Genomic DNA, 23291 nt, shown 5'->3' with positions numbered 1-23291 from the left:
CTATAATCTGTTGAAATCTTTTAAATCTGTGGCCAAAAGTTTTGTTTTAGTTACGGATAGCCATAAAAATTAAAATTTGTGACAATTTGTGTAATTCGGGGCTAAAACAACTAATTTGGTATTAGTAACGGACAGGTGTATTAAATCAGGGATCTAAATATATTCAGCAATTATATTGTAAAATTCCTCAGGCACAAATGGTTTAGTGATTACTTCATTCATCCCAAACGATAAAAGCATTTCGCGGTTTTCATGTAATGAAATTGCAGTAAGGGCAATGATAGGGGTGGTGGTATCAAATGTTCGTATTGTTTCTGTTGCAATTGTTCCATTTATTCCGGGTAAGTGAATATCCATAAGGACTAAGTTGAATGTATTAGTCTTTAGTAAATCGATTGCATCCTCACCATTGTCAATTATTTCGCATATAATCCCTTTATTACCAAGCATTTTCTTAGTAATCATTTGGTTAATTTTATTATCCTCAACCAATAATATTTTTTTGTTTATTAATTTGGCAGCATCGTATTTTATCATGGTTTTTTTCTCAATTTGAGATTCTTGCTGTGCACTTATTTGGAATTCTAAGCGAAATGAAAATGTAGAACCTTCGCCAACCACACTTTTAAGTTTGATTTGCCCGCCAAGGATTTTAATTAATTTTTTTACAATAGTTAATCCTAAACCGGTTCCTCCATATTTGCGATTCACTTCTATGGACCCTTGCGAAAAACTATCAAAAACGGTTACTAATTTGTCTTCGGGTATTCCTATTCCAGTATCGGTTATTTCAAAATACAAGGTCGCTTTTTTATCCTTTAACGTCTCAAGATTGGCGATAACGGTAACGTTTCCGTTTTTTGTAAATTTTAGGGCATTGTTAATTAAATTCAATATTATCTGTGATAATTTTGTGGGATCACCTATTAAATAATCGGGAATAGCTGCGTCAACTTCAAGTTTAAAATTGTTGTTATTCACCAAAGCCAATTCTTTCAAAGAATGCATGATGTCCTCTAATAATTTTTTTAGATTAAAACTTGTGTATTCTATTTCTGATTTTTGCGAATCAATTTTATTAATTTCTAAAATTTCATTGATGAATTTTGTCAAATAGTTTCCCGAGAATTTTAAGGATGACAAATAGTCCAATTGATTTTTCTGTGGGTTTTCTTCCAATAATAAATGGGTTATACCATTGATGGCATTCAAGGGAGTTCGAAGTTCATGGCTTACAGTTGACAAAAATTCGGATCTCGCTTTTGACGCTTTTTCGGCTTTGTCTTTAGCAATCTCTAATTCTTTATTTTTTTCTTGCAATAATAAATTAGACCGATTTCTAATGATGTTGTTTTTGTAGAGGGATAAACTTAATAAAGATAAAATTGAAATTAAGGCAATTGCAAAAATACTGATTAGTTTAGAAAATTTATTAACCTTTTCTTGTTCCTTATTTTCATAATTTGCTTGTGCAATTTCTTTTAATTTTTGAGACTCTTTGAATTTTTGATAATCATCTATACCGAGTCTCTCATTGTTTAAGATGGTGATGCTCTCTTTTAAATTGTGATGTTGTTTTAAATAGAAATAAGCATTATTTTTATCTAACGTTTTTTCATAAACATCACTTAAGGCCAGTAAAATATCTGATTTTTGTTCTAGATTTTTGGTTTTACTGTTTAATTCTAATGCTTTGTTTAGATAGTTTAAAGCTAAGTTATTTCTATTTCGGCTGGCTTCAATCTTTCCTATTTGGTAAGAGGCTTCTGCTTTAGTATTTAGCAAAGCTGGGTTATATGGTTTAGCAATTATAATTTTAAAAGCGGATAATGCTAAATCTAATTTATTCTTTGATTTGTAAATTAGTCCTTTTTGAAGGTTAAATAACTCAGCAACATCAGGAACTCGTAATTTATCATTAATAGATTTTGCTCTCTCAAAATATATTGAAGCTCTGTCATAATTTTCTTTTTGCATGTAGCATAAACCTATACGATAATAAGTTGCAGAACGCTGTGGAGTTGGCTCAAAACTCGAAAATAATGCAGCGCTTTCGAGTAAAGTTTCTATAGCATCATCATATTTTTTTAGATCAAAATAAATTTTTCCAAGATTGAAGGTCTGCTGCGCTTGTTCTTTAATGTTTTTGTTTTTTACAGCATTGCGTATTGCTTTTTGAGTATATAATAGTGCCTCTTTATAGTTATTAGTTTGAATGCTGGAATTGCTTAAACTACTGTAATATGCTGTGCTGTCTTTTTCCTCATTAGGTTGAGAATACAATGAGGAGTATAAAAAAGCAATAAAAAGAAAAAAACACTTCATTTGCAACTGAATTTTTTCTTGGGGTTGTTTTATTTTTTTGTTAGCAGAATTAAATCAATAATCCTGGACGAATAACCTATTTCATTGTCATACCATCCTACTACTTTTACCATTTTATCAATAACAGAAGTGAGTTGCGCATCAAATATACATGAATTTTTATTGCCAATCACATCAACAGAAACAATCGGGTCTTCGGTGTAATCCAAGATCCCTTTTAAATTTGTTTCTGCGGCAATTTTGAAAGCAGCGTTGATCTCATTTATAGTTACCGCGCGTTTCACATTGAAAGTAATGTCAGTCAAAGAACCATCGGGAACGGGTACTCGTATACCGCAACCGCCAATTTTACCTTCAAACTCAGGGAAAATTTTTGTCAATGCTTTTGCCGCTCCAGTTGTTGTAGGTACAATGGACTGACTTGCGCCGCGAGCGCGACGTAAATCTTTATGCGGTTGATCGTGTAAGCTTTGGTCTGTCGTGTAGGAATGAATGGTAGTGATGTACGCTTGTTCTATGCCGCAAAGCTCATTGATTACTTTAATCATTGGCGCGGCATTATTCGTGGTACAACTGGCATTCGAAATTATAGTTTCAGTGCCGTCAAGAACAAAATCATTTACTCCCAGAACTACCGTTTTTATACTGTCAACTTCCGAAGGTGCAGAAAGAATCACTTTTTTGGCTCCAGCAATAATATGGGAATTCAGTTCTTCAAAAGTGTTGTATTTTCCGGTAGATTCCACAACATAATCAATATCTAGAGTTTTCCAATCCAGATTTGAAATGCTTTTTTCGTGAAAAAATAAAAAATGATTTCCATCTACCAGAATTCCTTTTTCATCATCGCTAACCGTAAATGGTAATACACCGTGAATGCTGTCGTATTTCACTAAATGTGCCATTGTTTTTTTGTCAGCAATATCATTTATGGCAACAACTTCAATTGAGGGATGGTTTAAAAGTAATCGGAATAAATTCCTGCCGATTCTTCCAAAACCGTTTATGGCAATTCTTATCATAAGTCTTAAAGGCTTAAAGTCTTAAAGTGCTAAAGTCTATATATTAAGCCTTTCGGCTTTCTGACTTTACGACTTTCGACTATAATATATGTTTTTGTGCTTTATAAGAGGAACGAACTAATGGTCCGCTTTCTACGTGACGGAAACCTAATTCCAAACCAAATTGCTCGTATTTTGCAAATTGTTCCGGTGTTATAAATTCCTTTACAGGCAAGTGTTTTTTACTCGGTTGTAAGTATTGGCCTATCGTTACAATGTCAACATTTACTTCACGCAAATCGCGCATTGTTTGATATACTTCCTCTTCTTGTTCGCCAAGACCAAGCATGATTCCAGACTTCGTCCTATTGATTCCTTTTTCTTTCAAGTAGCGCAAGACTTCCAGACTTCGGTCGTATTTTGCTTGAATGCGAACTTCACGTGTCAATCGGCGTACTGTTTCTACATTATGAGAAACTACTTCAGGATTGGCTTCTACGATACGGTCAATATTTCTTTCGATACCTTGAAAATCAGGAATTAATGTTTCCAGTGTGGTGTTTGGGTTCATTCTTCGAATGGCTTTCACGGTTTCAATCCAAATAATTGATCCGCCATCTTTCAAGTCATCTCTGTCAACGCTGGTAATTACGGCATGTTTGATGTTCATGATTTTTATAGAACGCGCCACTTTTTCTGGCTCATCCCAGTCCACCGTTTCTGGTCTTCCGGTTTTTACACCACAAAAACCACAAGAACGCGTACATACATTTCCTAAAATCATAAATGTTGCCGTGCCTTCGCCCCAGCATTCCCCCATATTTGGGCAACTTCCCGAAGTACAAATCGTGTTCAAATTATATTTGTCTACTAAGCCGCGAAGCTCGGTGTATTTTTGTCCTATTGGGAGTTTTACCTTGAGCCATTTCGGTTTTCCAATTGGTAAAGTATTTTCTAAAACAGTTTCCATATATCAATTTTCAAAGCACAAAGATAAGGAATGTAGTTTATTTGTGGATTCGTTTATTTGTTTATTTAAAAGAAGGGAATTGAAGCAGTAGGAGCAGAATATTTGCTTGTTTTTAGGAATTAGTTGTCCTGCTTTCCGTTGTATCTATGCAAAAAAAATGCAAGGATATCACTGCAATCAGGGCTAGATTAGGACCTTTTGTTATTTTAGGATAAAAATGCAAAAAAAATAAAAAAGGTATTAAAAAGAAAAGCTTCAAAATTAATTGAAGCTTTTCTTTGTTTTATTTAATCTATCAGTAGGATTTAAAAAGCATATTTAAATCCAATTTGTATTTGAAATGGATTTCCTGAAAGCGAAGGGAGTCCAGCATTGTTTACTCTGTAATTAAATTGTTGTCTTGTACTGTCAAATCCGGGAACAGTAGCTGTTGTTCCAGCTGCCGGTGTGCCTAAAGCATACAATGACTGACTTCCCAGAGATTTATTTACGCCCCATTCTTTATTTAATAAATTGGCAACATTAAATATGTCTGCTGTAAATTCTATGAATTGTTTTTTGTCTAATGCAATCTTTTTGCTAATTCTAACATCAACAAGACCATAAAACTCATTTATTCCTCCATTTCTTTCAGCTAATTTTCCGGAGTATTTATTAATATAATCTTTCAAACTTTGGCTTGCAGCCGGGTTGTTAAGTATGGTTTGTAATCCCGTTTTTACATTTTGGGGAACCGCAGAATTATTGAGGTCAAAAATATAAGCTAAATCATTTGAAGATGATACAAAATCGGCATTTGTATTTCCTCCTGAAAGCAAGCTGTAGCGTGTACCACCGATGCCAGAATAACGAACACCAACACTGATGCCATAAAAAGTAGGTAATGTTCCGTAAAATACCACTTTATGACGGAAATGATTATCAGAATAACTCATTTTACTTAAGTCTCTCGGGTCATCTTCTACTGGTAAAACTAAAGTTGCTGTGTTAGCAACATTTCCATTAAATGAAGTATTGTCTTTTGTGTCATTCAAGGTGTAGCTGGCAGATATTTCACCATCTTTAAAATAACGATACGTAGCATCTACCACCATTGCAAATTGATTGACTTTACCCTCGCTGTTTAATTCTAATACACGACCTAATTTATTACTGATACGTCCTTGCATCCAGTCTCCGGCACCATTTGCAGGCATTGAACTTGCGGGAACATACACACCACGATCACCTTCATTGGCCAAAGTAAAAAATGGATTCGCTACCATATTTCGGTCTACGTAAACATAATTGTTACGTCCTAGAGTGGCGTAACCTGCTATTCCTGCTTTTAATTTATCCGTAAAGAAATGGGAGTAGGATATATTGGCTTTGTAGACTACCGGTACTTTTGCATCTGTTCCTGTAAAATTAATAGTCGGTAATTGAAACGCATCCAAAGTGGGTATACTGGCATAGTTATTTCGATAATCAATGAAATTTGGCATAGGAACATTTGGTGATCTTACATCCACTGTGGCGGTGTGATTTCCATCAAAATATAGATTATTGATGACTGCATAGTTATTCAAATCAGATGCGAAAATTCCAGCTCCTAAACGTACATAATCTTTGTGGTTTTCATTTACATCCCAAGACAATTGTACTCTCGGTTGAAGGATGGCAGATTGAAGTTTATTGTCTGTACGGATGCCTAATTCATCAAAAACTAATTGATTGAATGTTGCTGTCGGATATTTAGCATAATCAAATCGCAACCCTAAAGTAAGGTCTAATCCCAATGCGATTTTGGTTTGTAACTGACCATAAATACCGGCGTTTAATATATTCGAAGTAACCGTAGGATCAGCTACTAAAGGTACTTCTCTGTAATAACGATAAGGTGTTAAGTTGTCAAAATTAGCAACACTATTAAAATGGAAACGACCATTTACTTCGCTTCCATATAAAGATTCTGAATTGGTTTGCATTAAATCAAAACCAAAAGTATATTTAACTTTATCTGTGTTGAAGTATAAATTATCTACAATTTGAAAAACATTATTGGTGAATTTTTCTTGGGCAAATCGGTGTCCTCCAATTTGGATATTCGTAGTTCTTACTGCTCCATTAATAGTTGAAGCTACATTTTCTACAACAGCACGTGGAATATTATAGGAAGGCAATTGGTCTCCTGGATTACTGTCCTGAAAAGTATATAAATGCTGTACTTTCAACTCATTTGTAACTCTTGCATTTACTTTTGTTCGTAATGAAGCCAAAATACTGTTGTCAATATTTAAATCGTCACCAAATGATTCATATAAATTAATGGTCGTATTATCTTGTAGCCCTAATTTATTATTGTCGTAGGTAAAATTATTACGAACGGTCAATAAATTGTTACTGTTAATTTGCCAGTCAATACGAGCGAAAGCGGCATCCGAATTACGTTTTTTATCAAAAGTTCCGTATTGTGGAGCATTAGAAACGCCATATTTATTACGGGCAATAGTCACAAAATTGTCTAATGTGGCTCTTGTAACATTAAAACGCAATTCATCTTCGGCGGATTGAACATCAGCTATGATTAATGGACGCGAATCTTGTTGGTGGTCCCAAGCTACAAAAAAATGCAATTTGTCTTTAATGATTGGTCCACCAAAAGTGAAACCATATTGTGACGTAGAAAAATCATTTTGACGTCTGTTCCCTCTAATGTCATACGGGCTGGACAACCAATCGGCACGATTATAAGCAAACATACTTCCTGTAAAATCATTTGTCCCTGATTTAGTCACGGCACTTACTGTTCCACCACCACTTCGGCCATAGCCTACATCATATTGATTGGTGACAACTTTAAACTCTCTTACTGCTTCTATGGATATCGAATAAGGAGCCCCGCTTCGACTGGTTGTTGATCCTGCCGAAGTTGGGTTTTTGGCATTCATTCCGTCTAACGTGTAATTTGTGGAAGAGGCTAATTGTCCAGAAATATTTCCACCTCTGCTTAAAGGCGATAAATCCATTAAACTGGTAAAATTTCTTCCGTTTACCGGTAACGCATTAATCAGTTTTGCGGTTACAGCCGTTGCAGCTCCTAAATTTCCTGTTTTATTTTTTAAACCTCGCCCTACAACTTCGACCACTTCTAAATTTTGAATGTCGTCCTGCATTAATATTTCAATATTTATTAAATCACCTTGATTTAAAGTGTAGCCGGAGCGTTGTTGTTCTCCGTAACTTAAAGCTTTGACGCTAATAGTATAAGGTCCTCCTAACGGGAGTTCCTTGAAGGTGAAAACACCTTTGAAATTAGACAATGAGTTGGTTTTAAATCCAGTTGATTCATTTTTAATTTGAACCATTGCGTCTTTAATAGGTTCTGAATTACTGCCTAAAACAATACCTGATATGGATGCTTGAGTCGTTTGAGCAAAGTTTTTATTGCCCACAAACACTGTCAGCACAATTGTAAATAAAAATAATTTGAGTTGTTTCATGAATACTTTTTTTGTTTTTTAGTGCCGACAAAGGAATTGACTAATTGAAAAATGACTGTTATTTTAACAATAACACTAGAATACTTTTATGTTAATGAAAACCTAAAATAGAAGGCTGAAACAAACACTTTCTTAAGCTATTGTTAACTGATTAGGTACTAAAATCAACCTATTTGATAGGTTAAATATTCTTAATTTAATCCCTTCTTAATATTTGAGCCTGACGAATAATCTATTTTTACCTTAAAAAATCAAATGAAAATTATGAAATTCACTAAACTAGTATTGGCATCCTCAGTAGTCCTATTATTTTTAAATTGTGCTTCAAATAAATTTGTTGTTTGTGGTCACAGAGGAGCAATGGGCCATGCCACAGAGAACACCTTAGCATCAATAGAAAAAGGAATAGAATTGAAAGCCGATATGTTAGAAATAGATGTTTATAAAATTAAAACGGGTGAATTGGTGGTTTTTCATGATGATGATTTAGACCGAATCACAAATGCAAAAGGAAAAATTGAAGCATACACTTTCGATGAATTGAGAAAAGTTTTGGTTGCGGGTAAACATCAAATCCCAACTTTGCAAGAAGTGATAGAGACTATCGATAGAAAAACAGTCCTTAATATTGAATTGAAAGGGACAAACACAGCAACGGATACATATAGAATAATAGAAGAATACAAGAAAAAAGGTTGGAGAAATAAAGATTTCTTTATTTCTAGTTTTCGAGTAGGGGAGTTGCAAAAAATGAGGTCATTAAGTCCTGAAATAACGATTGGATTGCTTACCTATAAAGATCCTATTGAGAACATTATCAAAACTGGAAAAGAGCTTAAAGCGCAAGCCATAAATCCATATTATAAAACCTTAACGGCTGAAAATGTTGCTGTAATGAAAGCGAATAATTTTAAAATCTATCCTTGGACTGTGAATGAACCTATGGATATTAAGAATATACAAGGACTTAAAGTAAGCGGAATCATTACGGATTATCCGGAAAGAATTATAAGATAATTTTTTAAAAATCTGTAATTGCTTTTAATTTAACAAAGTGGTCTAAAATTAATTTAGATCACTTTTTGTTTTTAAGGAAGTAAGGATCGGTGCTATTTTATAAAATAAGGCTACCTTTTATTCTGAATGATTTCTGCCAGAAGTTTTTTGGCGCGAAGCAATTTAATCTTAACGTTACTCAAAGGTTCGTCAATTTTATTGGCAATTTCCTGATAACTCATTTCCTGAAAATAGCGCAACTGAATCACTTCTTGATAATGTGGTTTCAATTCTTTGATGAATTGCAATAACCGAGAAAGATTTTGCTCGGTAATCAATTCATCTTCTGCAGATGGAGTAGTGTCAGCAATATTGTAGGCTTGCTGGTCTTGTTCATCGGTAATTTCGACAAAAAGACTCGATTTCTTTTTTCGTAATAAATCGATGTGTACATTTTTTGCAATAGCAATAAGCCAAGTGTTGAACTGGAATTCCGAGTTATAAGTGGCTATTTTATCAAAAGCTTTCGAGAATGTTTCAATGGTAATATCCTCGGCATTAGTTTCATTTTCGGTGCGTTTCAGCATAAAACCATACACTTCATTCCAATAATAATCCAATAGAAAAGTAAAGGCAACCTGATCGCCTTGTTTTGCTTTTTCTATTTGTTTGTTTATTTCCAATGTACTGGTTTTGAGAATGTGTTTGTTATAAAGATATTGATTTGTGTGAAGATAAGTACTATCTCAACGATTGGGAACCAGAATTTAATATCATTTTCTTTAAGTTTACCTGCTGAAAACCCTACCACAATCCATGCCACAAGATAGCGCAATGCTATTAAACTTAAAACTAATATCCATTGATATTGAAAAGCGAATAACAGAATGGGCAATAAAAAAAATAGTAATTGTGAACAATAGAACACTCCTAATTGTAATTTATCAAGAGGTTTATAATAATTTGCCGTGGCTATATGCCTTCTTTTTTGGATTAACCAGTCTTTGTATGTCGTTTTTGGCTTAGAAAGTGTAAAACTTTCTGGCATGTAGGCAATAGTTGTATTTTTAGCTTTTGCAGCTTGGTTTACAAATAAATCATCATCACCAGAACGAATCTGCATGTGTTCGATAAATCCATTTACATTGAAAAATTCTTCTTTTTTATACGCTAAATTTCTCCCAACGCCCATGTATGGATGTCCAATTTTCGCCCATGAAAAATATTGAATTGCTGTCAATAATGTTTCAAAACGAATTATTTTATTCAGGAATGAATTAGGAATTTTTTCATATTTGCCATAACCCAAAACAATTGTTTTTTGCATGGTAAATTGAGAACTCATAGCGGTTATCCATTCTTTCGAAGTTGGGTAACAATCAGCATCGGTGAGTAATAAATACTCTTTTTTGGCGGCTTTTATTCCTAATGTCAAAGCGTATTTTTTGTTTCCCCAAAAGGCTTCGTTGTTTGCTACTTTTACCAAACGAACATTAGGGTACTGCCTTTCAAAACCTTCAAAAATATCCAAAGTAGTATCACTTGAGGCATCGTCAATCAGAACAATTTCAAAATCAGGATAGTTTTGTTCCGCAAGCAGAGGAATAAAATTAGCAACATTTTCCGCTTCGTTTTTGGCACAAACAATCACCGAAATCGGGATTCTTTTTGGTGTGATTTTTTGCGCTTTAGCGAAAGCAAATTTTCCAAAAACACCTAGATAATACGAAATTTGAACAACAACAATAAAAATAAAAAAGTAAAGAATTAGTATAAGCATTTGAGTTTAATGAGTTTTTAATCCCTAAATTTCGGGAGAGTGCAAAGGTATGAATTGAATTCTAAAATGTTAAATACAATCTGTGAATTTCGAAAGAATTTATATTGGGCATTTCTTCATCTCATTTGCAATCGCAATGGACTGATTTGTGTTCGCTTTTTCTAACTCGGAAATGATATTTTGGTGATTTTTTTCATTTCTGTTTTGAGACAGTTTTCTTGTGGCTTGGATTTCAGTGATTTCAATTTCAAATGCCACAATACCGCGAGTTTGCATCATGGTTTTCTGAGATAAATCTTCAACGCGAACTGGCATTTCAGAATTTTTTTCGTACTTATCCACTAGCTTTTTTAAGGATTCGATGACGGCTTCTCCTTCAATAATTTTGATTTTTCCATACACATGAATGGCGATGTAGTTCCATGTTGGTACATTTTCATGATCGTACCAAGAAGAAGAAATATAAATGTGAGGTCCTGAAAAAACTGCTAAAATTTGATCATTATCTATAAAACCATTCCATTGTGGGTTTTCTTTAGAAATGTGCCCACATAAGATGTCCTTACCTTCTTTGTTGGTTTCCAGTTCCAAAGGAATATGTGTGGCACACAATTTTCCATTGGTTTGATTGATTAGAATACCAAAGCTGTTTTCTTGAAGAAATTTTTTGATTTCTTCTTGATTTTCGTTTTTATAGATTTCTGGAGTGTACATGGTTTGATACCTTAGGTTTTTTGGATATTAGAATTAAAAATAAAAGGAATTGATTTGTTATCTAATAATCTATGGGGTCTAACAATCTGTTTTTTGTTAAATCACATTCACTTCGGCTTCAATACGAATGCCAAACGTTTTGAAAATAGTCTCCTGAATATCTTTTGAAACATTCAAAATTTCCTGTCCGGTTGCATTACCATAATTCACTAAAACCAAAGCTTGGTTTTTATGGATTCCGGCATCACCAAAACGTTTTCCTTTGAAACCAGCTTGCTCAATTAGCCAGCCTGCAGGGACTTTTACTTTGGTTTCAGAAATATCAAAATATTTCATCTCGGGAAATTGATGATGAATTTTTTCGAAATCTGATTTTAATAGAATTGGATTTTTAAAAAAACTACCGCTGTTTCCCAGTTCTTTTGGATCGGGTAATTTGCTTTTTCGTATGGCAATTACGGCATCACTCACGTCCTTTAAAGTAGGATTTGTGATATTATTTTTTTCTAATTCAGACGAAATATCTCCGTAAGAAGTGTTGATTTTATGATTCGTTTTTGTCAATTTAAAAACAACCGATGTAATGATGTATTGATTTTTCACTTCGTTTTTGAAAACGCTTTCTCGGTAGCCAAAATGACATTCTTCCTTTGTGAACGTTTTTATTTCCTGACTTTCTATCGTCATTGCTTCACAGGAAACAAAAGTGTCTTTTATTTCGGTTCCGTATGCTCCGATGTTTTGGACCGGCGTAGTTCCAACGTTTCCAGGAATAAGAGACATGTTTTCCAATCCACCAAAATTTTGGTCAATAGTCCAAAGTACAAATTCATGCCAGCTTTCACCAGCCTGACTTTCGACCCACACAAAATCATCATTTTCTTCAATGATTTTCTTGCCTTTTAAATCGATATGAATCACAAGCGCATCAATATCCTTTGTCAAAAGCATGTTACTTCCGCCGCCTAAAATAAATTTTTGAGTGGCTTTGTTTTCTAGTAAAACAGTTTTCAATTCATGTACAGAATGTACTGCCACAAACTGTTTTGCTTTGGCTTCAAGGCCAAAAGTATTGTATTTTTTTAAAGAGAAATCAGGTACTATTTCCATAAAAGAAAGTGCTTTTTGAATTGTTTTATTCCGCACCAAAAGTAAGGATTAAAATTTAGTTGCATATGTTTTCATCCAGATATGCATCATAAACAATGGCATAATATAAGGAGTCATCGTAATGTCACCTTTTTGTAAATTCTGAACTAGTTTTTTAATGTTTATGTGTTCAAAATAAGGTATTTGAAATAAATCACTTTTCGAAAAAGATTCTAATTCTTCTTTAAAAGCCGGACTTTTTGTGATGTAAACGCCCCAAGGCGCACTCAAACCTACTTTTCTGAATTTTAGAATTTCATCTGGTAAACGTTCTTCCATTGCTTTTTTTAGAATGAATTTCCATTTTTTCCCTGTAAAAAGCCATTTATCTTCCAATGATCCTAATCCAACAATTAGTCTTGGATCCAAAAAGGGTTCCCTGCATTCAATCGATGCACCCATTGTACAGCGATCGTTTCTGTCCAGAAGCGAGCATAAATAAGTATGTTGGTCAAAATAAAGTGCTTGTCGGCGTAAATTATCTGGATACAATGACTTTGCTTCTTTATAGATTTTTTTTCTGTATTCGTTTTTAGGAGGCGTGTTAATCCCATAAGTCTCCGCAATATCATTTGGATAAATATTGGAGCCATTGTAAATAACCAAATCAGATTTTTTACTGATTTGGGCGTAACGTGTTAGCTTTTCATATCGCGGTTTTTTGGTAAAACCCCCCAGATTACCAATAGTGGCTATGGAATTCAATAAGGATGGATATTGTAAGGCTTTGTAGCGTACATAACCACCCATTAATTCATCGGCACCTTCGCCGGAAAGTAATACTTTTACGAAAGGTTTTGCCATTTGTGAAACTGCCAGAAGATGTGGTTCGCTTAAATGCATGATTGGTTCGTCCTGAAAATAAGTAGCACTTATTAACTGATCGTAAAGGTTTTTATCCTCTAATTGCATGGTTTTAAAACCATAATCGAACTTCTCGGCCATCATTTTTGCCAAATGTGCTTCGTTGTGTTCTTTCTCTTTAAAACCAATATTAAAGGTTTGTATGTCTTTGTATTTTTGATGGTGTAATGAAGCTAAAATAGACGAAGAATCAAGGCCGCCACTTAACATAACGCCCACAGGAACGTCGCTTACCATTCGCATTTTTACAGAATCATCAAAAGTTTCCCGAAACCATTCTACCGGATTTTTTATTTCAGGTTGGTTTTGAATTTCCTTTTTTAAATCCCACCAGTTGTAGAGAGTGGTTTTTCCGCTTTCATAAATGGTCATGATATGTCCGGGTAATACCTTTTTTACGTTTTGGTACAAGGTGTTTTCACCGGCAACAAATCGGTTAAAAATGTATTCTTCCAGTCCGTCTTGCGCCATTTTGAGAGGAACTCCAGCCGTGAAAAGTGCTTTTTGTTCGGATGCGAAATAAAAAGTTTCGTTGTAAAAAGAATAATATAGCGGTTTAACACCCATTCTGTCCCGAACAAGAGTTAGCTTTTTTTCCATTTTATCCCAAATAGCAAACGCAAACATTCCGTTGAGACGATTAAGCATTTTTAAGCCGTGCAATTGAAATAATTTCATCAAAACCTCGGTATCCGAAGCTGTTCTGATGTCAAATCCATTGCTTTTTAACTCTGGATAAAATTCTCTAAAATTGTAGATTTCGCCATTATAAACCAGCACATATCTTCCGTCTTCTGACAGGAAAGGCTGGTGTCCGGCTAGTGAAACATCTAGAATTGAAAGTCTTCGGTGTCCTAAACCAATATTATTTTCTATAAACAATCCTTTATCATCAGGACCACGATGTTCTAGCGAATCGCGCATTTTTGTAAGAACGCGTTCGTCAACTTTTTTTTGTGATTGTAAATGCAAGATTCCATTAATTCCACACATAGTTAATTGGGGCTATTTGTGTTAATTAATTCGTGGTATTTATTGGCAATGATTTTCATATTTATGTTGTAATCTGCATTTTTTTCTACAAATATTCTGTTTTTTAAAACGGCTTCGTTTCGGTGTTTATTGTTTTTAAAAGCCCAAATTAATTCTTCTGCCAGCATTTTGTAATCATCAACTGTAACTAATTGTCCATTTTCACGGTGTTTAATCCAACTTTGATTTCCTGCAATATGAGTTACAATTGGATAACAATTAGTTGCCATCGCTTCAAATAACGATGCCGAAACCCCTTCGGTAATGGGCATACTTATATAAATATTGGATTGTTGCAATAGTTTTGGCAATTCTGAATTTGGAATTCTTCCGGTAAAATTCACTTTGTTTTCGATATTTAATTTTTTGGCTAAATTCTTCAAATTTGATAGTTGTGTTCCGTCTCCTATTATGGTAAGTACGAAATCAATTCCCTTTTGGTTTAGAATGGCAAAGGATTTTAGAATAATATCGTGACGGTATTCCGGTAACAAGGATCGCGTAACTATGGCACAAATTTTTTCTGGATTGGCATTGTTGTTATTACCGAATTTTTGTAGATCAATTCCCTTAGGTAAAATCATTACTTTATTCAAATCTACATTGGCTTCCAGCATAGAAATAGTCATCACAGGTCCCCAAGCATGAATTAAAGTAGCTTTTTTGAAAGCATAATGTTGAATGATTCTTTTTAAAGGCAATGATATTGATTTTTCAGGCCATAAATCCGTTCTGCCTTGTTGTGCAATTGCAACCGGTTTTACACCGGATAATGCGGCAAGAAAACCATAACTGGTTGTTCTCTCTGCAATTACCATATCCGGCTTCTGGTTTTTTATTATTTTCTTGATTTTAAAAATGGCTAATTCAAATTCGAAAATCCTCAAAATTCGGTTGTGAATACAGTTACTGGGCGTTTTTAATTCCCAAGTAATAATTTCAAAATCACCAAATTCTTTTAAGCCGTTCATCCAAGTGATGGCATCAGCTCTATAGGATTCTCCCAGAAATAGAATTTTCTTTTTTTGCATCAGTGTACATTATAATTAGTCAGCAGTTAAAGCGCGATTTATAAAGTCATTCAATGGTTTGAGGGTAATTAATTTTTTACTCATTGTAGCAACAAAATCTTTTTTTGTCACTTCTGAGATATCAATTCTTTGAGAACATTCGAAACTTTTCAATTTTAAAAAATCAATAGCCGGATGTTCTTTTTCGTATCCTCGCGGCGGATTTTTTAGGGTATCTTTTTCATTTCGATCAAAATCTTTAAATTCCCTTTTAAAATTTTTTTCGTTAAGAATGGCTTCTAAATCATCATGGAAATAAGCAATTTCTTTACGCATTTTTTTCAAATCTTGCGCTTCGGGGCAATATAATCCACCGGCGATAAAACTGGCTCCTTTTTCTAAATGTAGATAGTAACCAGAGCGATTCATGCCTTTAGCTCCCGAAGAAAGCCAAACGCCTAAGTGCGATTTATAAGGAGTTTTGTCTTTAGAAAACCGAATGTCACGATTGATTCTAAAAGTACAGTTTTTTACTTCCAACATTTCCAGCGATGGGTCCAGTGGTTTCATGGCGTCAAGAAAATCCCCAACTAATTGCTGGTAGTCTTTCTTGACTGCTTCGTAGCGTTTTTTATTTTCCAAAAACCAGTCCCTATTGTTGTTGGCCTTTAAATCATCCAGAAATTGTAATGTGTCTTTTGAAAGCATCTTGAAGCTATTGTAATTGTTTTTTTAAATCAGTTTCATTTATATAACCAGAATGTTTCCATTTTACGGCTGCTTTGTCATACAATAATAGCGTAGGAAGTTCACTGATTTTCATTTCCGAAACTAAGGTTTTGTTTTTATCGGCATCCAATCGAATAATAACCACTTTGTCAGCTAAATCTTTTTGCATTTGCAAAACATAAGGAGTCATTTTTTTGCAGGGAGCACACCATTCAGCATAAAAATTAATCAGTATTTTTTTATCTGAATTTAATAGTTTGTTGTATTCCAGAACGGATAATCCTATGATTTTAGTACTTGGTTTTGAAAGACCGGCAGCGTCCCATTTTAGCATTCCTCCGTCTAATTGATAAATGGTTTTAAAGCCTAAATTATTTAGTTTTTCAGCCGCTTTCTGGCTTCTTCCGCCACTTTTGCAATACACAAAAACGGGTTGTGATTTGTCCAGTTTTTCTACTTCGGAAGCAAAGGTGTTTCCTAGCCAATTTATATTTGTAGCATTGTCAATATGATCAGAAGTAAATTCTTCAGGAGTTCGCACATCCAGAATTTGTGGATTTGGAGTTGCGGCGATTTTTTCGGCAAAATCTTTTGAATTGACCGTTTTTATTTCTTTTGAATTTTGTCCCTTGCAGGATAAAACAACAAAGCATAAAATTACCAGGAATATCGAATGAAATTTCATTGTAATCGAATTTAAAATTGAATACGCTAAAATAGGTAATTTTTCAATTTTCGAATCCAATAAAGTACTAAATAAAAGTTATAAGTTGAAAATTTTATACGTCTGATGTGTCGATTTCACAATGGCTTCAGTACGTTCAGGATGTGTATCTGAAATGAAAAGCTGTCCAAAAGTATCACTATTGACCATTTCGATTATTTTGGCGACGCGACTTTCGTCCAATTTATCAAAGATGTCGTCAAAAAGTAAAATAGGTTTTACACCGCTTTGCTTTTTTAGAAACTCAAATTGAGCCAGTTTTAAAGCAATCAAAAACGATTTCTGTTGGCCTTGAGACCCAAATTTCTTAATTGGGTGTTCGTCTATTTCAAACGCCAAATCATCTTTGTGGATTCCCACACTTGTATAATGTAAAGCCCTGTCTTTATTGATATTTTCTTGTAATAAAGTCAATAAGTCTTTTTCGAATAAATGGCTTTCATATACCAGTTGAACGGTTTCTTCTGAGCCCGTTATACCTTGATGGTGGGTGTTGAAAATAGGAATAAACTGGTCGATAAATTCTTTTCTTTTTTCGAATATATAATCTCCAAAACCATTAAGTTGTTCATTATATATAGAGAGCGTATCGTTGTCAAAAACATGGTTCAATGCAAAATATTTTAACAGGGCATTGCGCTGACTCATTACTTTTTGATATTGAATCAGTTGCTGCAAATAATGAGAATCCAGTTGCGAAATCACGCTGTCCATGAATTTCCTTCTGGTTTCGCTGCCTTCCACAATCAAATCCCTGTCAGCTGGAGAAATGATTACCAAAGGAATAAAGCCAATGTGATCTGAAAATTTGTCATAGGCTTTCCCGTTGCGTTTCAATATCTTTTTTTGCCCTTTTTTAAGGCTGCAAAGAATTTGTTCCTTTCTTTCGTTTTTTTCAAATTCAGCATCAATCACAAAGAATTCTTCTCCGTGTTTAATATTCTGAACCGCTAATGGATTGAAATAGCTTTTTCCATACGATAAATGGTAGATTGCATCAAGCACATTTGTCTTTCCAATACCATTCTTACCTACAAAACAATTTATTTTGCTATCAAAATCGAAATTTGCTTCCGAAAAATTCTTATAATTGAATAATGAAATCTTTTTTAAATACATGGGTAAGGCTTGCTGGTATTGAGAACTTTGATGTTTTTAAACGTGTTTTTCAAAGTGGGTGCAAATTATTGAAAAATATCGATAAAAATAGCTTTTCCATTTTTTCTATGGGAATTATTTTTCCTTTGGAAAGAAAGAACCTCTTATAATATTTTTTTGAATATAAAAGCATATTTTATATGTCGGTTTGAATAAAAATTTTATTTTTGCGACTCACTAAATTAAAATAAATGGCTACTTACAGTAAAAGAGGATATAAAGCACCAAAAGAAAAAGAAGTAAAAGACGGAGTTGAAGCGGTAATCATTGATGAAAAAGACAGCACAACTGCTGAGGTTTTTTCTAAATTAGATGAGACTGCTACAATAACTGAGGATTGGGTAGCTAAAAACCAAAAAGTTATTATTGGTTTAGTTGCTGCTGCTGCTATTTTTACAATTGGTTATTTAGGATACCAAAGATTCGTTGCTGCGCCACAACAAGAGGAAGCAGCGAATGAAATGTTTGTAGCACAACAAAATTTTCAAAAAGCAACTGATGGAGTAGCAAGTGACTCATTATATAAACTATCTTTGAATGGTTCAGAAGGTAAATTTGGATTCTTAAAAATTGCGGATGAATATTCTGGAACTGATGCAGGAAACCTAGCTAATTATTATGCTGGAATTGCGTATTTGAATACAGGGAAATATACTGAAGCGATTGATTATTTGAGTAAATTTAAATCAGATGATATCGTTTTAGGAGCATTGGCAAAAGGAGCAATTGGCGATGCTTATTCTCAAAAGAATCAACCAAAAGAAGCTTTAGAAAATTACGTAAAAGCTGCTGAATCAAATAAAAATGACTTCACTACGCCACGTTTCTTGTTGAAAGCTGGAAAAACAGCCTTGGCATTAGGAAATAAAGCAGACGCATTGAAATATTTTACAGATATTAAAGACAATTTTGAAGGATCCCCAGAGGCTGCTTCAGTTGACGTTTTGATAGGATTAGCACAATAAATAGATTTTTAGATTTTTAGACTCCTTAGATTCTAAATCTAGAAATCTGAAAATCTAAGAAATCTAAAAAATTTAAAATATGGCTACCGTAAATAAAAACTTATCCGAGTACGATAAAAATTCAATCCCAAACGCAAAAGATTTTCGCTTTGGGATTGTTGTTTCAGAATGGAATGATGCTATAACTGAAGGACTTTATAGAGGCGCTATTGAAGCCCTTTTAGAAAACCAAGTTCCAGCCCAGCATATTATTCGCTGGAATGTTCCAGGAAGCTTTGAGCTTATATATGGTTCAAAGAAAATGTTGCAAACCCAGAATGTTGATGCTGTTATTGCTATTGGATGTGTAATTCAAGGGCAAACCAAACATTTTGATTTTGTGTGTGAAGGAGTTACGCAAGGTATTAAAGATTTGAATGTTCAAACGGATATTCCTGTTATTTTTTGTGTTTTGACTGATAATACCATGCAACAATCCATTGATAGAAGTGGAGGGATTCATGGTAATAAAGGTACAGAAGCGGCTATTGCGGCTATCAAAATGGCTTATATTCGTCAACAGGCCTCGTTGTCACATCAAATCGATAACCAACATTTATTGTCTTCCGGAGCTATTCAACTAGAAGAAGGAACACCATTAGAGTTGAAGGAATAAATAATAAAAATACTACAAAAAAAATATAAAAAAAGCCTATTCCAATTGGAGTAGGCTTTTATGGATTCAATAAAAGATTTACATAAGATTCTCTGTATATATCCGTATACTAATAATTAAACCGGTTTTATGAATTGCAAATTATTATCCGAAAGGATTATGCATGTGCATGAGCTGCATCAAGATTAATGTCTGATAGCGCAATTTCGGTTAAGGATGCATCTGCTTTTTTCTCTTCTTCAAGAGTTTTGGCAAATAAAGTTGCGGCTTTATTTTCGCCGAGTGTCACGGCATAAGCATGTAAGGTTCCGTAGGTGGCAATTTCATAGTGCTCTACTTTTTGAGCTGCGGCAATAATTGCTGCATCGCGTACCACTCCTAATTCAGTTTCTGCCATAATGCCATCGGCTTCTTTGAGTAGCCCTTCCATTGCATCACATTTTTTGCCAACGGGTTTCAGTCCCAAAGATTCAAAAACTTTTTCTAAGCGAGTAACGTGTTCCTCTGTTTCTTTTAAATGATGTTCAAAAGCATGTATTAGTTTTGAAGAGGTGGCATTTTTTACCATTTTAGGGAGTGCTTTAGTCAGCGCATGTTCTGCCCAAAAGATATCTTTCAATCCATCTTCAAAAAAATCTCTTAAACCTTGTGCCGCATTTGGTTTTGCTTTTACAGCTCCTTTTTTAGATTCTACTTTTGCGTTTTCTTGTTTTTCATTGGTTGCTTTCATAATAGATGTTTTTAATTGTTAACTTGTTTAAAGTAACAAATTTAACTTTAAAACGTGTACCAAAATTATATAGTTTTGTTAAAAATTTCAAAAATTAATGCTTTATATTGTTGTTGTTCAGTGTGTTAAATTTGCAAATGCACTTTTTGATTTTAGTCTTTGACTTGGGATTTAAGGAGGTTATTACTATGTGTCCGCTATTTTGTATCATCGTAGGTATAAAAGGTAATGCAGCTTGAATTTAGTTCTTGACAAAGTTCGATACACCTAATTTTTAGGTTGTGAATTTTTGTTTTTTAAAAGCACATTAATAATAAAACCCAATAGAAATTCATTAAATTTGTACCTCTTGGTTTTAAAAAACTTTAAACCTTAAACTTTAAACCTAATTTTTTTAATGTCGAGTATAATTCAATTACTTCCTGATCATGTTGCCAATCAAATTGCTGCTGGAGAAGTCGTTCAAAGACCCGCTTCAGTTGTCAAAGAGTTGCTTGAAAATGCGGTTGATGCCGGAGCAACAGATATAAAATTAATTCTTAAGGATGCAGGGAAGGCATTAGTACAAGTGATTGATAATGGTTTAGGAATGAGCGTTACGGATGCGCGTTTGTGTTTTGAACGTCATGCGACTTCCAAAATTCGTCAGGCAGAAGATTTATTTTCTTTGGATACCAAGGGTTTTCGTGGGGAAGCATTAGCATCTATTGCGGCGATTGCTCATGTAGAAATGAAAACCAAGCAAGATCAAGAAGAACTTGGAACTCATATTATCATTGAGGGCAGTAAGTTTGTATCACAAGATGTTGCTGTTTTACCAAAAGGGACTTCATTTGCTGTCAAAAATTTATTTTTTAATATTCCGGCGCGACGCAATTTCTTAAAATCGGATACAGTGGAATACCGTCATATTATTGATGAGTTTCAACGCGTGGCTTTGGCGCATCCAAAAATACATTTTACCTTTTATCACAATGGCAGCGAAATGTTCAATTTGCCACCTTCCACTTTGCGACAACGAATTGTTACTATTTTTTCGGGTAAAACCAATGAGAAATTAGTACCGGTTCAGGAAGAAACAGAAATAGTGGCCATTCAAGGATTTGTGAGTAAACCAGAATTTGCCAAAAAAAATCGTGGGGAACAGTTTTTCTTTGTTAATGATCGTTTTATAAAAAGCGGTTATTTGCATCATGCGGTTATGGCAGCTTATGATGGAATCTTGAAAGATGGTGCGCAACCTAGTTATTTTCTATATTTATCGGTGCCGCCAAACACGATTGATATCAATATTCATCCTACGAAAACGGAAATCAAGTTTGATGATGAGCATGCTTTATATGCTATTTTAAGAGCTTCGATAAAACATAGTTTGGGTCAGTTTAATGTAGCACCAGTTTTGGATTTTGATCGGGATTCGAATTTAGATACGCCATATCATTATAAAGATTTAGAGGGTGCAACGCCGACGATACAGGTTGATGGAAACTTCAATCCGTTTTCTGACGATAAACCCAATAGGCATTTTTCTAATTATAAGAAACCGGAACCCACGGCTAATTGGGAAAGTTTGTATGTAGGCTTAAAACAAGATACGGATGAAATAGGACAAATGATTTTCGAAAATGAAGAAGTGACTTCCTCTTTATTTAACGACGAAGAAGTAGAACATTCTGTTCATAAAACGTATCAAATACATAAAAAATATATTGTTTCAGCGATTAAATCAGGAATGGTAATTGTCGATCAACAGCGGGCGCATCAGCGTGTTTTGTACGAGCAGTTTTTGGTGAATATGACAGTGAATCAGGCTTCAAGCCAGCAGTTATTATTTCCATTGAACTTGTTTTTCTCGTCGAGCGAAATGGATCTTATTGGGGAGTTACAACTTTCGTTGATGAATACCGGATTTGTTTTCGAAGAAAATAATACCGATCATATTGTTATTTCGGGAATTCCCGTAAATGTAACAGAGAGCGAAGTCTCACTGGTTTTAGAACAATTATTAAGTGATTTGCAGGACGGAATACCTGAAAGTAGTTTCAGTCAGAACGATACGATTGCCAAATCCATGGCCAAAAGTTTAGCGGTAAAAACAGGAACACACCTGACAGAAAAAGAGCAGGAAAATTTGGTGAACGGACTTTTTGCCTGTAAAGATCCAAACGTTTCCCCATTTTATAAACCCACTTTCATCACCATGCGTGTGGAAGATTTAGATAAAAAATTTGCATTATGAGAAACGTAACTGAGACAGTAAAACAATTAATAATTATAAATGTATTATTTTTTGTAGGTACGCTGGTTATAGGTGACGCTGCCTATAAAATATTGGCTTTGTATTTTCCGGAAAACCCAAGTTTTGAATTGTGGCAACCGGTGACGCACATGTTCATGCATGGAGGTTTTATGCATATTTTTTTCAATATGTTTGCGTTGTATTCTTTTGGGTCTGCTTTAGAGCAAATTTGGGGAAGCAAGAAATTCTTGTTTTTCTATATTTCCTGTGGGTTGGGCGCAGCGTTGTTGCATACCGGAGTCAATTACTACTATTTTCAAGAGAGTTTGAATACGCTAACCGCTAATGGATTTCCTAAACAAGAAATTTTGCAACTTTTAAATGAGGGTAAAATCGATACAAGATGGCAACAATTTATATCCGTTTCTGATTTTCAAAATTTCACAAGCGCTTATGCGGGTACAGCAGTAGGAGCATCCGGAGCTATTTATGGAACGATAGTAGCATTTGCGTTTATGTTTCCTAATGCTGAATTGGCTTTGATGTTTATTCCGGTACCAATAAAAGCAAAATATTTTGTACCAGGTTTAGTCTTAGTCGATTTGTATTTAGGAATTTCTGGAAAATCTATTTTTGGTGGTGGTGGAATCGCTCATTTTGCACACGTTGGTGGAGCATTATTTGGTTTTATTATTATGTGGTATTGGAAGAAAAATCAGTTCAATAAAAACCGTTGGAATTAAAATTGTAACAGCTTTTAAAGTAGTA

Annotated in this window: 19 protein-coding genes; 5 read left to right on the top strand and 14 right to left on the bottom strand. The window is 34.2% G+C overall.

The window, feature by feature from the left end; translation table 11 throughout:
• Positions 1–153 precede the first annotated feature (153 nt).
• From ACNQGD_RS09065 to ACNQGD_RS09050, 4 genes are all read right to left on the bottom strand, one after another.
• Positions 154–2325, bottom strand: a complete 2172-nt coding sequence (locus ACNQGD_RS09065; protein ID WP_417999065.1) for a tetratricopeptide repeat-containing hybrid sensor histidine kinase/response regulator — start codon at positions 2323–2325, stop codon at positions 154–156.
• Between the two features lie 29 nt (positions 2326–2354).
• Positions 2355–3347 (bottom strand): type I glyceraldehyde-3-phosphate dehydrogenase, encoded by a 993-nt coding sequence (gene gap, locus ACNQGD_RS09060; protein WP_417999064.1) that lies wholly within the window; start codon positions 3345–3347, stop codon positions 2355–2357.
• A 79-nt stretch (positions 3348–3426) separates the two neighbouring features.
• On the bottom strand, positions 3427–4296 hold the full coding sequence (lipA, locus tag ACNQGD_RS09055; RefSeq protein WP_417999063.1) for a lipoyl synthase: 870 nt from the start codon (positions 4294–4296) through the stop codon (positions 3427–3429).
• Positions 4297–4601: 305 nt separating this feature from the next.
• A complete protein-coding gene (locus ACNQGD_RS09050; RefSeq protein WP_417999062.1) occupies positions 4602–7778 on the bottom strand; it encodes a TonB-dependent receptor in 3177 nt (1058 codons plus the stop codon).
• 264 nt (positions 7779–8042) lie between these two features.
• On the opposite strand from ACNQGD_RS09050, the gene ACNQGD_RS09045 reads away from it, so the two are divergent.
• Positions 8043–8795, top strand: coding sequence for a glycerophosphodiester phosphodiesterase (locus ACNQGD_RS09045; RefSeq protein WP_417999061.1), 753 nt, complete (start codon positions 8043–8045; stop codon positions 8793–8795).
• Between the two features lie 110 nt (positions 8796–8905).
• Here ACNQGD_RS09045 and ACNQGD_RS09040 read toward each other — a convergent pair whose 3' ends face one another.
• From ACNQGD_RS09040 to recF, 9 genes are all read right to left on the bottom strand, one after another.
• Complete coding sequence (locus ACNQGD_RS09040; protein WP_099713290.1) at positions 8906–9457, bottom strand: RNA polymerase sigma factor; 552 nt, start codon at positions 9455–9457, stop codon at positions 8906–8908.
• Positions 9448–10554 carry a glycosyltransferase gene (locus tag ACNQGD_RS09035; protein WP_417999060.1) on the bottom strand — a complete coding sequence of 369 codons (1107 nt, stop codon included), beginning with the start codon at positions 10552–10554 and terminating at the stop codon, positions 9448–9450. Before ACNQGD_RS09035 ends, ACNQGD_RS09040 begins: the two co-directional genes overlap by 10 nt.
• 99 nt (positions 10555–10653) lie before the next feature.
• On the bottom strand, positions 10654–11268 hold the full coding sequence (locus ACNQGD_RS09030; RefSeq protein ID WP_417999059.1) for an FMN-binding negative transcriptional regulator: 615 nt from the start codon (positions 11266–11268) through the stop codon (positions 10654–10656).
• A gap of 96 nt (positions 11269–11364) precedes the next feature.
• A complete protein-coding gene (murB, locus tag ACNQGD_RS09025; protein WP_417999058.1) occupies positions 11365–12378 on the bottom strand; it encodes a UDP-N-acetylmuramate dehydrogenase in 1014 nt (337 codons plus the stop codon).
• 48 nt (positions 12379–12426) lie between these two features.
• Positions 12427–14274, bottom strand: coding sequence for an asparagine synthase (glutamine-hydrolyzing) (asnB, locus tag ACNQGD_RS09020; RefSeq protein WP_417999057.1), 1848 nt, complete (start codon positions 14272–14274; stop codon positions 12427–12429).
• A 2-nt stretch (positions 14275–14276) separates the two neighbouring features.
• A complete protein-coding gene (locus ACNQGD_RS09015) occupies positions 14277–15344 on the bottom strand; it encodes a glycosyltransferase (protein WP_417999056.1) in 1068 nt (355 codons plus the stop codon).
• A 15-nt stretch (positions 15345–15359) separates the two neighbouring features.
• A complete protein-coding gene (locus tag ACNQGD_RS09010; RefSeq protein WP_417999055.1) occupies positions 15360–16031 on the bottom strand; it encodes a DUF2461 domain-containing protein in 672 nt (223 codons plus the stop codon).
• 7 nt (positions 16032–16038) lie between these two features.
• Positions 16039–16737 (bottom strand): thioredoxin domain-containing protein, encoded by a 699-nt coding sequence (locus ACNQGD_RS09005; RefSeq protein ID WP_417999054.1) that lies wholly within the window; start codon positions 16735–16737, stop codon positions 16039–16041.
• A gap of 78 nt (positions 16738–16815) precedes the next feature.
• Positions 16816–17895: a DNA replication/repair protein RecF gene (recF, locus tag ACNQGD_RS09000; protein ID WP_417994170.1), complete on the bottom strand. Its 1080-nt coding sequence runs from the start codon at positions 17893–17895 to the stop codon at positions 16816–16818.
• Positions 17896–18125: 230 nt separating this feature from the next.
• On the opposite strand from recF, the gene ACNQGD_RS08995 reads away from it, so the two are divergent.
• Together ACNQGD_RS08995 and ribH are read left to right on the top strand one after the other, a co-directional pair.
• Complete coding sequence (locus ACNQGD_RS08995; RefSeq protein ID WP_417994171.1) at positions 18126–18899, top strand: tetratricopeptide repeat protein; 774 nt, start codon at positions 18126–18128, stop codon at positions 18897–18899.
• Positions 18900–18978: 79 nt separating this feature from the next.
• Complete coding sequence (ribH, locus tag ACNQGD_RS08990; protein WP_417994172.1) at positions 18979–19554, top strand: 6,7-dimethyl-8-ribityllumazine synthase; 576 nt, start codon at positions 18979–18981, stop codon at positions 19552–19554.
• A 157-nt stretch (positions 19555–19711) separates the two neighbouring features.
• On the opposite strand, the gene ACNQGD_RS08985 is transcribed toward ribH, so the two are convergent.
• A complete protein-coding gene (locus ACNQGD_RS08985) occupies positions 19712–20284 on the bottom strand; it encodes a YciE/YciF ferroxidase family protein (protein WP_417996545.1) in 573 nt (190 codons plus the stop codon).
• Positions 20285–20681: 397 nt separating this feature from the next.
• On the opposite strand from ACNQGD_RS08985, the gene mutL reads away from it, so the two are divergent.
• The gene (mutL, locus tag ACNQGD_RS08980; RefSeq protein ID WP_417996546.1) at positions 20682–22523 is read left to right on the top strand and encodes a DNA mismatch repair endonuclease MutL; all 1842 of its coding nucleotides are present in this window, start codon (positions 20682–20684) and stop codon (positions 22521–22523) included.
• Positions 22520–23266 (top strand): rhomboid family intramembrane serine protease, encoded by a 747-nt coding sequence (locus ACNQGD_RS08975; protein WP_417994970.1) that lies wholly within the window; start codon positions 22520–22522, stop codon positions 23264–23266. The genes mutL and ACNQGD_RS08975 overlap by 4 nt, the downstream gene beginning before the upstream one ends.
• The last annotated feature ends 25 nt before the right edge of the window (positions 23267–23291 follow it).

Origin of the sequence: Flavobacterium glucosi (assembly GCF_048286535.1) — a bacterium.
Lineage (GTDB): Bacteria > Bacteroidota > Bacteroidia > Flavobacteriales > Flavobacteriaceae > Flavobacterium.
The sequence above is the reverse complement of the archived record's forward strand: the minus strand, read 5'-3'. Positions and strand labels throughout refer to the sequence as shown.